Below are 13,848 nucleotides of genomic sequence, written 5' to 3'. Positions count from 1 at the left end.
TAATAGGGAGTATTATAGTATCACTGCGCCATGGATGTAAAGGAAAAATATCAGCGGGACAGGGCATCTTTCTTTATCACGAAGATGCCGTCGCCCATAAAAAGTTTATCATGGTCGGGGATCTTCATGAGCGCGAATTTTTTCCCGCCGGTCAAAGTGCCGTTAAGAATGGATGCGAGGGGCTCATCCTTTAAAAAAGCGATCTCGCGGGAAGGGGTGTCGTTTAAAAATTTTTTTATATCGACTACGATATAATCTATACCGTTCCTTTCACAGAAATCGTATATAGGGCCCGGGTCCTTCGAATAATAGGATCTATAAAAATCATAAAAACGTTTTTTGATCAATTTGCTGTGATGGTCGTAGATCGTATCGGCGGAGGCCCGGGTCAGAAAGACCTTTCTGAAAGAGAATGTCGGTATGCCGTCGGCTATATCGGGTGGAGCGGCGATCAGGGCGTCTTCAGGCAAGGAGCCTATATAGCTGTATAAGCCGTGATAAGCGGAATAGTCCAGGAGGCCTATGTTGCGGTGGATGCCTCGATTCGAAAACGCAAGGAGTATGATCAGGCCGTATATGGTATTCCGCAGCCGCGGGTTATTTACGGAGATCACCATCCGGCCGACGACAACCGCGGATAGGATCAGTATCGTCATGGGCAGTATGTAATGAAGCTGCCGCGTAGGCAGATAGAGCACAAATAGAAGCGCATCCGCTACGTAGAACATGATAAAGCCGGCGGATAAAAGGAAAATTATCTCATGCGGCAGCAGCGCTTTCCGGGAATGCGACCTGGCTAATAGTGATAACAGGAGACCTGCGGAAAAGAGAGTTATGAGCATGATCCCGTTTCCCCATCCGGCGGATGCAAGGAGGCCGCATATCTTATGGAGGAAGACGCTGCTGCAGTCGATATATGAGACCAGCAGGCCGGTGAGATCGGACCATTTCGGAGGTGAAAGATAGCGTGCCGGTATCGTCAGATCGCGATCGGTGGCTATCTGAGCGCGCATGACCAGTGTTCCTACGGCAGGGTCGGTAAAAACGTATTTCATTGACAGGATAAAAAGCGATATCGCTATTGCAGCAAGAAATATCTTTCTGTGGCGGGTAAATGCGTCCGGCAGGTCCTTTTTACGCGCCTTATCGATCATCACAAGCAGATATGTCAGCAGAGATTCAAAGAATATAACGGGATAGAATAGTGCCTGAGCCACCAGGATAGAAGACGATCTTGCGTATTTCCCGCGCATGAGATAGTAAATGAAAAGTATCATCAGAGGTGTTGCGAAAGCCCGCGGCAAGCCGCCGACCATCTGTTCAAAATAGAACGACGATACGATGAAGAGCGTGCCTGCCAAGAACGCTGTTCGCGTATCGGCGATAAGAAGGACGAGCTTGAAAAGATATAATGCGGACAGGGCGAAGAGAAAAAGCGGGATGATCTTGGATGCAAGGAGCGGGTCTGTAAAAAAGGATAAAAAATAATAGAGGGCGATGAAACCCGGCGGTTCGTGGTGTTTTGAATAATCTGTTAAGGGGTCGCCTCTGAATAATGACGGGTCGCGAAGTTGCTGCATCCAGAACGAATGGCGATGAAAGTCGTATGCCAGAAGATATTTATTGGTAAAGCTGTGGTACTGAGACCACGTTGCTATGACCAGAGCCAAAAAAAAGACCAGATATCCGGTCTTTATATTATTTGTCAGGGCCCTCTTCTTCAACCTTCGCCTCCACGTCGATCACGCCGTCATCCCCGCCCTCCCGCTCCCGGGGCCCGGATCTGCGGCCGGGGTAGCTCATCCTTACGGTGAACGCCGGCCCGAGCGCGATATTCAGTATGAAGCTTATGATGCTGAATAGGATAGCCGCCAGAAAGGCGTGGCCGAAGCTTGCGACGGCAAATCCCGGGACGAAACGCGAAGTGAGGTAGAAGAGAAAACCGTTTATGATGAGAGTGAAAGACCCCAGCGATAATATATTGATCGGAAGCGTCAGGCCTATAAGTATAGGCCTGAGGAACGCGTTCAGGGCGCCCAGGACGAGCGCGGCTACGATGGTCGCCTGCCATCCGTCAGTGCTTATGCCGGCGACGACATGCGCTACCACAAAAAGGGATAATATATTAATGACCCATTTGGCCAGGAAGTAGCTCATTATATTCTATACCCTATACCCTACTCGCCTATCACTTTTATAAGTACTCGCTTCCGCCTCTGGCCGTCGAACTCTCCGTAGAAGATCTGTTCCCAGGGGCCGAAGTCCAGTTTTCCGTTGGTGACGGCGACCACCGCTTCCCTGCCCATGATCGTCCGTTTCAGGTGCGCGTCGGCATTGTCCTCTCCGGTAAGGTTGTGATCGTAGCTATGGCGCCCGTAAGGCGCGAGTTTCTCGAGCCACCTGGCGAAATCCCTGTGCAGGCCGTCTTCATTATCGTTTATGAATACGGAGCTCGTTATGTGCATGGCGTTCACCAGGCATATACCCTCGCGCACCTTCGATTCTCTTACTGCCGCCTCCACCTCGGATGTGATGTTCACGAAGGCCTGGCGCTCTTCGGTATTTAGCCACAGATATTTTGTGTGCGCTTTCATATGGGTATTGTATCAGGAAAAGACGTTTGGCGCAACTTTCCTAAACGTCGTAAGTAGAGTAATAATACGGCGTGTGCGCCGTGAACTCGGCGGCGCATGTATCTACGAGTTTAAAATCGGGAGCTATATTGTGCGATTTACGAAGACGGTATATCTCCTCTTCGGCGACACCCAGAAGCACCGAGAGCTGGCGATCGCTGAAACCGAACTGTTTGGCCTCGGACAGCAGTTTGACCGATATCGAGCCCTTCTTTTCTATGAGCCCTTTCTCGAAATCCACGATCTCCTTTATATTGTTAAGGAACCACCTGTCTATCTTTGTAAGTTCGTAGATCTGGTCTACGGATATACCCGCGCGGAAGGCGTCGCCGATATAGAATATGCGTTCGGCATTCGGCTTCCGGAGCTTTTCATAAATAGCGTCGATCGCTGCGCTGTCCGGGTCTCTCGTCTCCCTGAAGAGGATGCTCTCGAGCCCCGACTTCTTTATCTCGAGGGAACGGAGCCCTTTCTGCAGGGCCTCCTTGAAGGTCCTCCCTATCGCCATCGCCTCACCCACCGATTTCATCGATACCGTGAGCGTCGGGTCCGCCGCCGGGAATTTTTCGAACGTGAAACGTGGTATCTTGACGACGCAGTAATCTATGGCCGGCTCGAAACAGGCGGGCGTCTCTTTCGTTATGTCGTTCGGTATCTCGTCCAGGGTATAACCCACCGCAAGTTTTGCGGCGATCTTCGCTATGGGGAATCCCGTCGCCTTGGAGGCCAAGGCCGAACTCCTCGACACCCTCGGGTTCATCTCTATTACGACCATGCGGCCCGTCTCAGGATGGACCGCGAACTGGATATTCGACCCGCCCGTCTCTACGCCTATCTCCCTGATGCAGGCGATGGCCGCGTCCCTCATACTCTGGTATTCGCGGTCCGTCAGTGTCTGCTGGGGCGCGACGGTTATGCTGTCACCGGTGTGGACACCCATCGGGTCGAGATTTTCTATGGAGCATATTATGACGACGTTATCATTTATGTCCCGCATGACCTCGAGCTCGAATTCCTTCCATCCTATGACCGACTCCTCGATCAATACCTCGCTTATCATGCTCGACTCGAGGCCTATTTTAGCAAGCTCCTTAAATTCCTCCCTGTTGTAGGCGACGCTTCCTCCCGTGCCCCCCAGCGTAAAACTCGGCCGTATGATTATGGGGAAGCCTATCTTATCTGCCGCATCGAGCGCCTCGTCTATATCGTATGCCTTGTCGCTCTTCGGAAGGTCCAGCCCTATCTTCTGCATCGCCTCTTTGAAGAGACGCCTGTCTTCCGCCTTCTTTATGGACCTGATATTGGCGCCGATCGTCTCGACTTTATATCTTTTAAGGACGCCGGCCTCTGCCAGCCCCACGGCTGTGTTGAGCGCGGTCTGCCCTCCCAGCGTGGGCAGGAGTGCTTCCGGCCTCTCCCTGGCTATGATCTTCTCTATGACCTCTACGGTTATCGGCTCGATGTATGTCCTGTCTGCCATCTCCGGGTCCGTCATGATGGTCGCCGGGTTAGAATTTACCAGCACGACCTTATATCCTTCCTGTCTCAGGACCTTGCATGCCTGGGAGCCGGAGTAGTCGAACTCGCACGCCTGGCCTATGGTTATAGGTCCGGAGCCGATGATGAGTATCTTCTTAATGTCTTTGCGTTTAGGCATACCGTTTCATCATCTCCGTAAATTTCCCGAAGAGATACTCCGCGTCGCGCGGCCCCGGCGAAGCTTCGGGATGGAACTGTACCGAAAAGATGGGCAGCTTCCTGTGCCTCATGCCCTCCAGTGTCTGGTCGTTAAGGTTCAGATGCGTCAGTTCCAGTTCCCTTCTATTGAGCGTATCCATATCGACGCAAAAACCGTGGTTCTGGACAGTGATGGCGACCTTTGCGGTCTTCACGTCCTTGACCGGGTGATTGCCTCCGTGGTGGCCGAATTTAAGCTTATATGTCTTCCCGCCGAACGCCTGCCCGAGCACCTGATGGCCCAGGCAGATACCGAATATGGGTACCTTACCTATTAGCTCCTGCGCTGTCTTCACCACGTACGGGAGAGCGGCCGGATCTCCGGGGCCGTTCGAAAGGAGCACGCCGTCCGGTCTCATCTCCAGGATATCCGCGGCCGGGACCGTTGCCGGTACCACAGATACACGACAGCCATTTTTGGCAAGCTGCCTGAGGATGTTCAATTTGACCCCGCAATCGAGGACCACGACCTTGTACTTGCCGGTTTTGTTCCATTCGTATCCTTTGTCCGGCACGACCTCTTTGACCAGGTCTCTCCCCATAAGCCCTTTCGAATCCCGGGCCTTCTTTACGAGGCCGGCTTCGTCGAGGTCGACGGTGGAAAGGACCGCCTTCAGCTCACCCGCCTGCCTTATATGGAGAGTCAGGTCACGCGTGTCGATACCTTCGATGCCGGGTATATTGTTCGCGGCCAGGTAATCTCCGAGCGTGCCCATGCTCTGGAAGTTAGAGGCGATCTTGCTGTACTCTTTGACCACAAAACCTTCTACGAAGGGCCTGCGGGACTCCGCGTCATCTTCGTTCACGCCGTAATTCCCGATCAGGGGATATGTCATGACGACGATCTGACCCTTATAGGACGGGTCCGTTATTATCTCCTGGTATCCGGCCATGCTCGTGTTGAAGACGACCTCTCCGTAGCTTTCTCCGGATGCGCCGAATGATCTGCCCCTGTATATCTTCCCGTCTTCTAATGCGAGGATCGCTTTCATTATCAGCTTTCAGCAGCTATTTTTTAACTTTCAACGCCGCTTTTATGAAATCCCTGAAGAGCGGGTGCGGCTTATCCGGTTTTGATTTGAACTCCGGGTGGTATTGAACGGCGATGAAGTAAGGATGATCTTTCAATTCCACTATCTCTACGAGGTCCTTTTCGGGGTACGTACCGGAAAATACCATACCCTTCTTCTCCAGCAGGGACCGGTACGCGTTATTGAACTCGTATCTGTGCCGGTGCCTTTCGGAGATCAGCCCTCTGCCGTACACTTTAAAGGCGTGCGTTCCCTTCTTTATCCGGCACGGGTATGCCCCCAGCCGCATCGATCCGCCCATCTCTTTTATCTTTTGCTGTTCTTCGAGGAGGCTTATCACAGGCTGCCGCGCGGATGGCTTAAATTCCGTGGAGTTGGCGTCTTTCAGGCCGCACACATTCCTGGAAAATTCTATTACCGCGCATTGCATGCCCAGGCAGAGCCCCAGGAACGGTATATAGTTCTTCCTGGCAAACTCTATCGTCCCTATCTTCCCTTCGATGCCGCGGTAGCCGAAGCCGCCCGGCACCAGTATGCCGGAGACGCCTTTCAGGAGCTTTTCCGCCCCCACCTTCTCTATCTCTTCCGAGTCCACTTTCCTGATCTCGACCCTGGTATCGTTATGTATGCCCGCGTGGGCAAGCGACTCGTAGATAGATTTATAGGCATCCTGCAGCGCTATATACTTCCCTATCAGCGCTATGGTGACTTTATGCGCGGGATGGAGCGCCCTGTCGACGACCTCTCTCTTCCAGCGTTTCAGGTCTGTCGACCTGGACCGCAAGCCGAAGTGGTCAAGGATGATGTGGTCCAGCTTCTGTTCTTTGAATAAGAGCGGGATCTCGTATATGCAGTCGGCGTCCCGTCCCTCGATGACCGCCTCTTTATGGACGTTGCAAAAAAGGGATATCTTCTCTTTCACGTCCGGGGCCAGGGGCTTCTCCGTGCGGCATATCAGGATGTCCGGCTGGATACCTATCTCACGCAGCTTGCCGACGCTGTGCTGCGTCGGCTTCGTCTTGATCTCCCCCGCCGCGCGCATATACGGGATGAGCGTGGCGTGTACGTAAAGGGTATTGTTATATCCGGCCTCCAGCCGGAACTGGCGCGCCGCTTCAAGGAAGGGCAGCCCCTCTATGTCGCCGACGGTCCCGCCTATCTCCACGAGTATTATATCCGCATCCGAGACCTCGGCCACTTTCTTTATCCGTCTCTTTATCTCATCCGTGATGTGCGGGATCACCTGGATCGTCTTGCCCAGGTAATCGCCGTGCCGTTCACGCGAGATGACCGTGTTATAGACCTGACCGGTGGTGGCGTTATTGAATTTGGTCAGTTTCGCATTGGTGAATCGTTCGTAGTGTCCCAGGTCAAGGTCCGTCTCGGCGCCGTCATCGGTAACATACACCTCTCCGTGCTGGAAAGGGTTCATCGTTCCCGGGTCGACGTTTATGTAAGGGTCAAGCTTCAGGAGGGTTATCTTGAGGCCGCGCGCCTCCATTATCCTTCCGATAGATGCCGACGCGATACCCTTCCCCAGGCTCGATATTACACCCCCGGTTATGAATATGTACTTTGGCATCTTCCTATCCCCTACAAACAGAAAGGGCGTTTTAAGCGCCGATGGTCCGGCCCTAAAACGCCTTTGTTTTTGCATAGTTCCGCTTCGAACTGTCATCTGTTATATTATCACATCTTTTGCTTATGTCAAGATTTTTTTTGGCCCTTTTTAGGCGGGTTGAAGTAGCCCATGAGCAGCCCGGGGAAATCTTTTTTGAGAGAGGCTATTACATGGCGGATGCCAAGGATATCATGGCGCGGTACGGTAAGCCCGATCTCCCTGAAATACGCCTGTGGGTCGAAGTTGAGATTCCTCCACTGGATCATGCCTATATTATGACTCTTAAGAATGCCTTTCAATGCCGCGAATTCACTCTCGGAATCGGTGAATCCGGGCATGGTCAGGTAGTTGAGCGCCACAAACCCTCTCTTCCCCGGGGCCGACTCTATCGATCTCAGTACGTCACGGAACGTATACCCGCGCGGCTTATAATAACGCGTATAGTACTCGGGCCGTACGCTATTCATGCTCACGCGCATACTGTCGAGGCCTGAGTCGAAGAGGCGCCTTACGGCTTCCGGTCGGCTTGCGTTCGTATTCATATGTATTGTGCCGCGCGGCGTTCGCCGCCTTATCAGGCGTATCGTCTCGGATATCGTATCTGCCGCCAGGAGCGGTTCGCCCTCACAGCCCTGGCCGAAGCTCACTATTGCGCCGAGGACATTATCGATATGAAAAAGAGCGACTTCCGATAACTCTTCCGGGGCCGGGGTAAATCTTATCCTCGGCTGCGTCGCGGGACAGCGGCCGCGCGGCTGATAAGATATGCACCCCGCGCAGTTCGCGTTACAACGCGGCGATACTGGCAGGGGCGCTTCGTATCTTGAGAGGAAAAAGTTCTGGGCGTTGGGGCAGGAGTATCCGGTGGCGCATCTTTCCAGGTGGCGTACCACGCGGTTATGGGGGAATATCTTCCTGAAAAGCTTTATCTTTTCTCTCACCTTCTTTATGTCGATCGTATCCTCGCTGTGCCTACGGTCCCGGTCTACCAGTGTCACGGCGGCGTAAAATCTGTCATTACGCCACGCCACCGCAGCATACGCGAAGAGCGGGAGGATGCGCGCGGTACCCCTCTCTTCATAGGCGCTATTATGCGTCACGGTGAAGCCCGGCGGGGTGAAGGCGGCGGCTGCAAGGTATCTGTCTAGGGCCCTTATGTTGCCGGAGCCTCCGTCGTAACCGACAGGGGTCCTGCCGGGAAGCATGAAGAGCCGGCTGCCTTCCGGTAAGGGGATAAGGTCTTCGCCGCGGAACCGGAAAAATCTGCCTGACTCCATGCCCAGCGGCTCTATCCCGGGCACGGGGAAGATCCTCCCTCTCCTGTCCGCAACCACCATTTTATACGGGGATACCGCTTTTAAGGTCATAATGGTCTAGTGTAAAAATACAGTCTTAAGGTCCATCCTGCCCAGTTTCCTCAGCGCCTCCAGCACATACCTTCTGTTCCTGGGTTGTTTATACTGGAGGAGGGCCCTCTGCAGTTTTCTCTCCCTCTCCCCCTTTGCCACGTAGACAGGCCTTCCCGTAAAAGGGTCCCTCTCCGTGTAGTACATGCCCCCCGAAACGGTCATGGGAAGCGGTATGAAGTCCTGTATCTGTTCTGGGTGTATATCGAGCTTAATGAGCTCAAGCGAAAGGCGCAGTGCGTCTTCCAGCCGGGCGCCCGGATGCGCGCTTATCAGGTAATTGACAAGGTACTGTCTCTTCCGTAATCTCCCGTTCATAGCGCCGAACTTGTTTAAGAAATTTTCGTATACTTTGAAAGAGGGTTTGTTCATAAGCTTCAGGACCGCCTCTTCGCTGTGTTCCGGGGCCACCTTGAGCTGTCCGCTGATATGTTCCTTACATAAGGCGTTGAAGTATCCGTCCGATCCTTTGTCGGTCAGGAGGTCGTACCTGACCCCGCTCCCCGTGAATACGTGTTTTACCCTGCCGATATCCTTTACGGATCTCCATAGCTTCATCATCTCGGGATATCCGAGCGTGAGATCTTTGCACTTCGCCGGCGTCAGGCAATGTTTACCTTCACAGGCGCCTCTATCCGTCCATCGCTCACACCTTGCCCTGTACAGGTTGGCCGTAGGGCCGCCTATGTCGGTGACCGTACCGCGGAAATCTTTATCGCGAGAGATCTCCGATATTTCTTCGACTATCGATCTTTCGCTCCTGCTCTGGACGATCCTGCCCTGGTGGAGGTATAGAGAGCAGAAGTTACAACCGCCGGGGCATCCGCGGTGGGAGGTGACGGAGAACCTGACCATCTCGAAACCGGGGATGGCGCCGATGCCGTCGTATATGGTATGCGGCTTACGCAGATACGGCAGGCTATAGAGCTTATCCATCTCTCCCGTCTTTAACGGGAGTTCCGGAGGATGATGTACGGCGAACCTGTCGCCGTGCCGCTGGACTATCGTCCTGCCGCGGAACGGGTCTGCCTGTGAATAGACCGTCTTCAGCGCTTTATTGAAAGCATCCTTATCTGACTTGACCGAATCGAACGACGGGATCTCGATATAGCCATCGATACCGCTTAAGTCCCCGCGCGCCGTAACGGTCCCCCTTATATCATCCAGCGCCTTTATGGGGTCACCCTGCCTCAGGCGGCGCGCGATCTCGGTGATCTGCCTCTCCCCCATCCCGTATACTAGTATATCGGCCTTGGCATCGAACAATACGGAGCGGCGGACCGTATCGGACCAGTAATCGTAATGGGCCAGCCGCCTCATACTCGCTTCCATCCCGCCTATTACGACGACAGCCCCGGGGAACGCTTCCTTTATCTTATTTGTGTAGACGATGGTCGCCCTGTCCGGCCTCAGGCCTGCCCTGCCGCCCGGAGAATAATCGTCACCGGTGCGTATCTTCCGGTTGGCCGTATAGTTGGCCACCATAGAATCGAGGTTTCCCGCGGTGACCCCGAAGAAGAGTTTCGGCCTTCCGAGTCTTTTGAAGTCGTCCGTACGGCTGCAGTCAGGCTGCGCTATTATCCCAACCCGGAATCCGGCGTATTCGAGCACCCTTCCGATGAGAGCAGTGCCGTAGGACGGGTGGTCCACATAGGCGTCGCCGGTGATCAGGACGATATCCGGTTCTTTCCAGCCGCGCCGTTCCATCTCTTCTGCGGAGGCCGGGAGGAATCCCTTATTCATATGTTATCCTCAGTATCTTTTTGTATACTTCACCGAAATCCTTCGTCCTGCAGTCATAGTCGGCGATCTTCGAGAGACGGGCGCTGGAGGAGTTGAACGCTATCGAGTATCCGGAATTCTTAGCGAGCGGGATGTCTCCTTCGCTGTCCCCCACGCTTATCACCTCATCCGGCCTGACCCCGAAGCGCCTGAATATCTTCTTAAGTATCTTTCCCTTTGCTCCGTGCGATATATTGATCTTGACCCTGCCTGTGATGATGCCTCCCCGGCAAGCGAGCTCATTCGATACGGCGTGATCGAACCCGAGCTCTCTTTTTATCCTGTCGGCCATGAACTGTAACCCGGTAGAGACGGCGACCAGTATGAACCCCGCCTCTTTAAGTTTCCTTATGTAGCGCGCCGCGTTCTTTGAATACCGGACGGTCCCGAATATGCGGCGTATGCGCGCCTCGGGCAGGCCTCTCCAGTGCGCGGCATCGAGTTCGCAGAATTTCCTGTAGCTTATCTTCCCGGCCAGGAACCTCTTCTGATAACGGAAGGCGATATCGTCCCACATGCGCAGCTTTTCGTGTATGTAGCGCCAGGAACTTATATGGGTGGTGATGGTGCCGTCTATGTCGAAGATGATCATCTTGTAGCGCATAGACTGATCAGCGTTTCGCCGCGCTGAGGATGGCCGCGATGACCTCTTTCGCCGCGCTCTTTACCGATTTCGATACGGGCTTGCCGAACTTCATCGTCCCGGGCTGGATGCCTATTATGGTTATGTCGCATTTCATGGAGGTATGAAAATATTCGGACAGGATCCTGGCCGGCATGAGGTGTGTGGAAAAGGTCACCCCTTCTTTTATGTCGGCCGGCTTCAACACGAGGATCGTGCCGGGCTTATTGCCGAACTCCGCGCTGTCGATTATGAGGAGGTGCGAGGGCTTAAAACGTTTTATCTCTCCGGTAAGGTTCTCGGGGGCGGTAGCTCCTATGAAGGCCGCGATCGGGACCCTGCCCTTCCGGGACGGGCTGTTCTTCAGCAGTCCTTTCGCCACAAGGAGGCCGGCTTCGTCATCGGCCCTCAGGTCCGAGCCGACGCCCAGGACGGCTATCCTCTTAGCGCCGGTGAGCCTATCCTTGAGGAGCGACTTTATCGTCTGCACGGAATGTGACCTTAAGTTTTTTGCGGTCCAGAGAGGCGAGCTCGAACTCTCCGGTGGCCTCAAGCGCTTTTTTCGGGCACGTGTCGACGCACTGTGCGCAGTATATGCATTTGCCCAGGTCTATTTCGGCTTCGAACTTCTTCTCCCCCACCTTCTTTATGGTGATGGCGTTCGACGGGCAGTCCCTCATGCACATTTTGCAGCCGATGCATTTCTCCGGATGGAACAGGAGCTTCCCCCGGAAATGTTCCGGCATGTCGGTCGCCTTCTTCATAAAGGGGTATTTTGTCGTTGCGGGACGCCTGAAAAAAGATTCCAGGAGCTGTCGTATCATCTTTCCGGGGCGTATCATATCTTCACCAGGAACCCTTTCGCATAGAGGTCAAACAAAAATTGTACAAATGCGCACGGCGCAAGGACCTTCCAGCAAAATGCGACCATCTGGTCTATGCGCAGGCGCGCGAAGAGCGTCCTGAGGAAAGATAGAAGACAGATTATGAACAGGACCTTGGCCAGGAATACCAGGAAGCCGGTGACCGCAGGGAGATCGAGCCAGAAAGGAAGGTAAACGGCCGCCAGGAGAGAGGAACATACGACAAGTTCTATATCGAGGTTCAGGCGGAAGAGGCCAAGGAGACGGCCGCTGTATTCCGTGAACGTGCCGGCCACTATTTCGGTCTCCGCCTCAGGGATATCGAACGGCACCTTTTCCAGCTTACCCAGGAGCGCCACGAGCGATATGGCGAATCCCAGGATATTGAAGAGCCAGTACCAGCTGTGGTCCGCATAGAAGGCGGCCATCTCGCTTAACGACCAGGTATTGGCGAGCATCGCCGGTGCCAGTATGCTTATGAAGAACGGCACCTCGTACGCGAAGAGCTGCGTGAGCGCCCTGACTGCGCCTATCCTGGAGAAGAGAGAGGTCGAATACCATCCGCCGAGGAAATAGGTGATGGTCGGAAGCGTCAGAAGATACAGGACCACTATGAGGTCTCCGTTGAACGAGAAGAGGGCGTTCTCCCCCCACAGCGGGATATAGGATATGGAGGTGATTGTGGCCGTGAGGGCGAATATCGGCATCAATTTGAATATTGCCGGGTTCGCCTCCTCAGGCACTATATCTTCTTTTCCCAGAAGTTTTATGAAGTCGGCGGCGGGCTGATACCACGGCGGACCCACCCTGTTCTGCAGCCGCGCGTAAAGTTTACGGTCTATGTATTCGGCGGCAAACCCTAAAACGGCCAGGAACAGAAAACCCGGGAATATGAGGATGTTTACTATCGAAATGAGCATCAGCGCCTTCCTGCCATCAGCCTTTTTAATTTTTTGTTAAGCTCCGAAAATTCTATACCCTTTGCGTTGTACCAGCCCATGCTGTATGAATGGAGCTCTTCCCACTTCATGACCTTCCTCTCCCTGGTTGAAAGATCTTTTACGAGCGTCAGGCGGTCCGTGCAGGAGAAGCACGGGTCTATCGCGGCTATCACTATCGGAAGATCCGCGAGATTCCTGTCCTTGAGCATGGTGGCCACGGTCTGCATATTCGCCAGGGTGGGCGCCCTCATCTTCACCCTTTCCGGTCTCTCCGTACCGTTCGACTTGACGTAATGCACGTCCTCTCCGCGCGGGGCTTCGTAACGGCTTACCGCCTCCCCTGCCGGTATCTTGCGGGGCGCCTTTACGGTTATGGGGCCGTCCGGCATCTTCTTCAGGGCCTGCCGGATCATCTTATACGACTCCATGAGCTCGCCCATCCTCACCAGGGTCCTCCCGTAAACGTCGTTGTGGTCATCCGTGACGACCTTGAAGTCCAGCTCTCCGTATGCGGCATACGGGTCATCGCGGCGCGTGTCCCTGTCCACCCCGGAAGCGCGCGCGGTCGGGCCTACGGCGCCGAGTTTTATTGCGGCTTCGTGCGACAGCATGCCTACGCCCGATAAACGCTGTATCAATGTCACCTCTTCCTTGGCCACCTGTATGTAATATTTGGTCCGCTCTTCCAGTTTATTGATACCTGCGAGGACATATTTTGCCTGTTCCGGCGTTATATCCCGCCGGACACCGCCTATGGTGTTTATCCCGTAGTTCACGCGGTTGCCCGTAAGGGATGCCAGGATATCCATCACGATCTCCCGGTCGCGCCACGTGTACATGAGAAGGGTGTCGAATCCCACCTCGTGTCCCGCCACCCCGAGCCACAGGAGATGACTGTGTATCCTCTCCAGTTCGCCCACCAGTGTCCTGATGTACAGGGCTCGCTTAGGTACCGCGAGAGCGGCTATCTCCTCGACCGCCTGGACAAAACATGTCGAATGGGCATGCGAGCATATCCCGCATACGCGTTCCGCCAGATAGACGTCCTGTGTGTATGTGCGTTCTTCGCACGCTTTCTCGATGCCGCGGTGGTTGTAACCGAGCCGCGCGCTGAATGCCATGATGCGTTCTCCCTGCAGCGTGACCCTGAAGCTCTCCGGTTCCTTGAGCGCTGGGTGCTGAGGTCCTATGGGGATCACCACTTTATGCATA

At 54.2% G+C, this 13,848-nt stretch carries 12 protein-coding genes and 1 pseudogene; all 13 read right to left on the bottom strand.

Going from position 1 to position 13,848, the window contains the following annotated elements; translation table 11 throughout:
* Nucleotides 1–50: 50 nt before the first annotated feature.
* On the bottom strand, nucleotides 51–1,724 hold the full coding sequence (locus tag WC515_00795; GenBank protein ID MFA5145908.1) for a hypothetical protein: 1,674 nt from the start codon (nucleotides 1,722–1,724) through the stop codon (nucleotides 51–53).
* Nucleotides 1,699–2,157, bottom strand: a complete 459-nt coding sequence (locus WC515_00790) for a phage holin family protein (protein ID MFA5145907.1) — start codon at nucleotides 2,155–2,157, stop codon at nucleotides 1,699–1,701. The genes WC515_00795 and WC515_00790 overlap by 26 nt, the downstream gene beginning before the upstream one ends.
* Before the next feature lie 20 nt (nucleotides 2,158–2,177).
* On the bottom strand, nucleotides 2,178–2,594 hold the full coding sequence (locus tag WC515_00785) for a secondary thiamine-phosphate synthase enzyme YjbQ (protein MFA5145906.1): 417 nt from the start codon (nucleotides 2,592–2,594) through the stop codon (nucleotides 2,178–2,180).
* Nucleotides 2,595–2,640: 46 nt separating this feature from the next.
* A pseudogene (carB, locus tag WC515_00780) lies at nucleotides 2,641–4,290 on the bottom strand (carbamoyl-phosphate synthase large subunit).
* Nucleotides 4,283–5,362: a glutamine-hydrolyzing carbamoyl-phosphate synthase small subunit gene (gene carA, locus WC515_00775; GenBank protein ID MFA5145905.1), complete on the bottom strand. Its 1,080-nt coding sequence runs from the start codon at nucleotides 5,360–5,362 to the stop codon at nucleotides 4,283–4,285. The pseudogene carB and the gene carA overlap by 8 nt, the downstream one beginning before the upstream one ends.
* Before the next feature lie 16 nt (nucleotides 5,363–5,378).
* The gene (locus tag WC515_00770) at nucleotides 5,379–6,983 is read right to left on the bottom strand and encodes a CTP synthase (GenBank protein ID MFA5145904.1); all 1,605 of its coding nucleotides are present in this window, start codon (nucleotides 6,981–6,983) and stop codon (nucleotides 5,379–5,381) included.
* A 125-nt stretch (nucleotides 6,984–7,108) separates the two neighbouring features.
* A complete protein-coding gene (locus tag WC515_00765; GenBank protein ID MFA5145903.1) occupies nucleotides 7,109–8,389 on the bottom strand; it encodes a radical SAM protein in 1,281 nt (426 codons plus the stop codon).
* Nucleotides 8,390–8,395: 6 nt separating this feature from the next.
* Nucleotides 8,396–10,171, bottom strand: coding sequence for a YgiQ family radical SAM protein (locus WC515_00760; GenBank protein MFA5145902.1), 1,776 nt, complete (start codon nucleotides 10,169–10,171; stop codon nucleotides 8,396–8,398).
* Nucleotides 10,164–10,814 carry an HAD family phosphatase gene (locus WC515_00755; GenBank protein ID MFA5145901.1) on the bottom strand — a complete coding sequence of 217 codons (651 nt, stop codon included), beginning with the start codon at nucleotides 10,812–10,814 and terminating at the stop codon, nucleotides 10,164–10,166. The genes WC515_00760 and WC515_00755 overlap by 8 nt, the downstream gene beginning before the upstream one ends.
* A gap of 7 nt (nucleotides 10,815–10,821) precedes the next feature.
* Nucleotides 10,822–11,322, bottom strand: a complete 501-nt coding sequence (locus WC515_00750) for a hydrogenase 3 maturation endopeptidase HyCI (protein MFA5145900.1) — start codon at nucleotides 11,320–11,322, stop codon at nucleotides 10,822–10,824.
* Entirely contained in the window at nucleotides 11,291–11,674 is a 384-nt protein-coding gene (locus WC515_00745) for a 4Fe-4S binding protein (protein ID MFA5145899.1), read from the bottom strand. The genes WC515_00750 and WC515_00745 overlap by 32 nt, the downstream gene beginning before the upstream one ends.
* Nucleotides 11,671–12,615 carry a complex I subunit 1 family protein gene (locus tag WC515_00740; GenBank protein ID MFA5145898.1) on the bottom strand — a complete coding sequence of 315 codons (945 nt, stop codon included), beginning with the start codon at nucleotides 12,613–12,615 and terminating at the stop codon, nucleotides 11,671–11,673. Before WC515_00740 ends, WC515_00745 begins: the two co-directional genes overlap by 4 nt.
* Nucleotides 12,615–13,847, bottom strand: a complete 1,233-nt coding sequence (locus tag WC515_00735; protein MFA5145897.1) for a nickel-dependent hydrogenase large subunit — start codon at nucleotides 13,845–13,847, stop codon at nucleotides 12,615–12,617. The genes WC515_00740 and WC515_00735 overlap by 1 nt, the downstream gene beginning before the upstream one ends.
* Nucleotide 13,848 lies beyond the last annotated feature (1 nt).

It is taken from the genome of Candidatus Omnitrophota bacterium (assembly GCA_041650805.1).
GTDB lineage: Bacteria > Omnitrophota > Gorgyraeia > 2-01-FULL-45-10 > 2-01-FULL-45-10 > JBAZKM01.
Note: the sequence above shows the minus strand (reverse complement) of the source record. Positions and strands in the feature narration are given on the sequence as shown.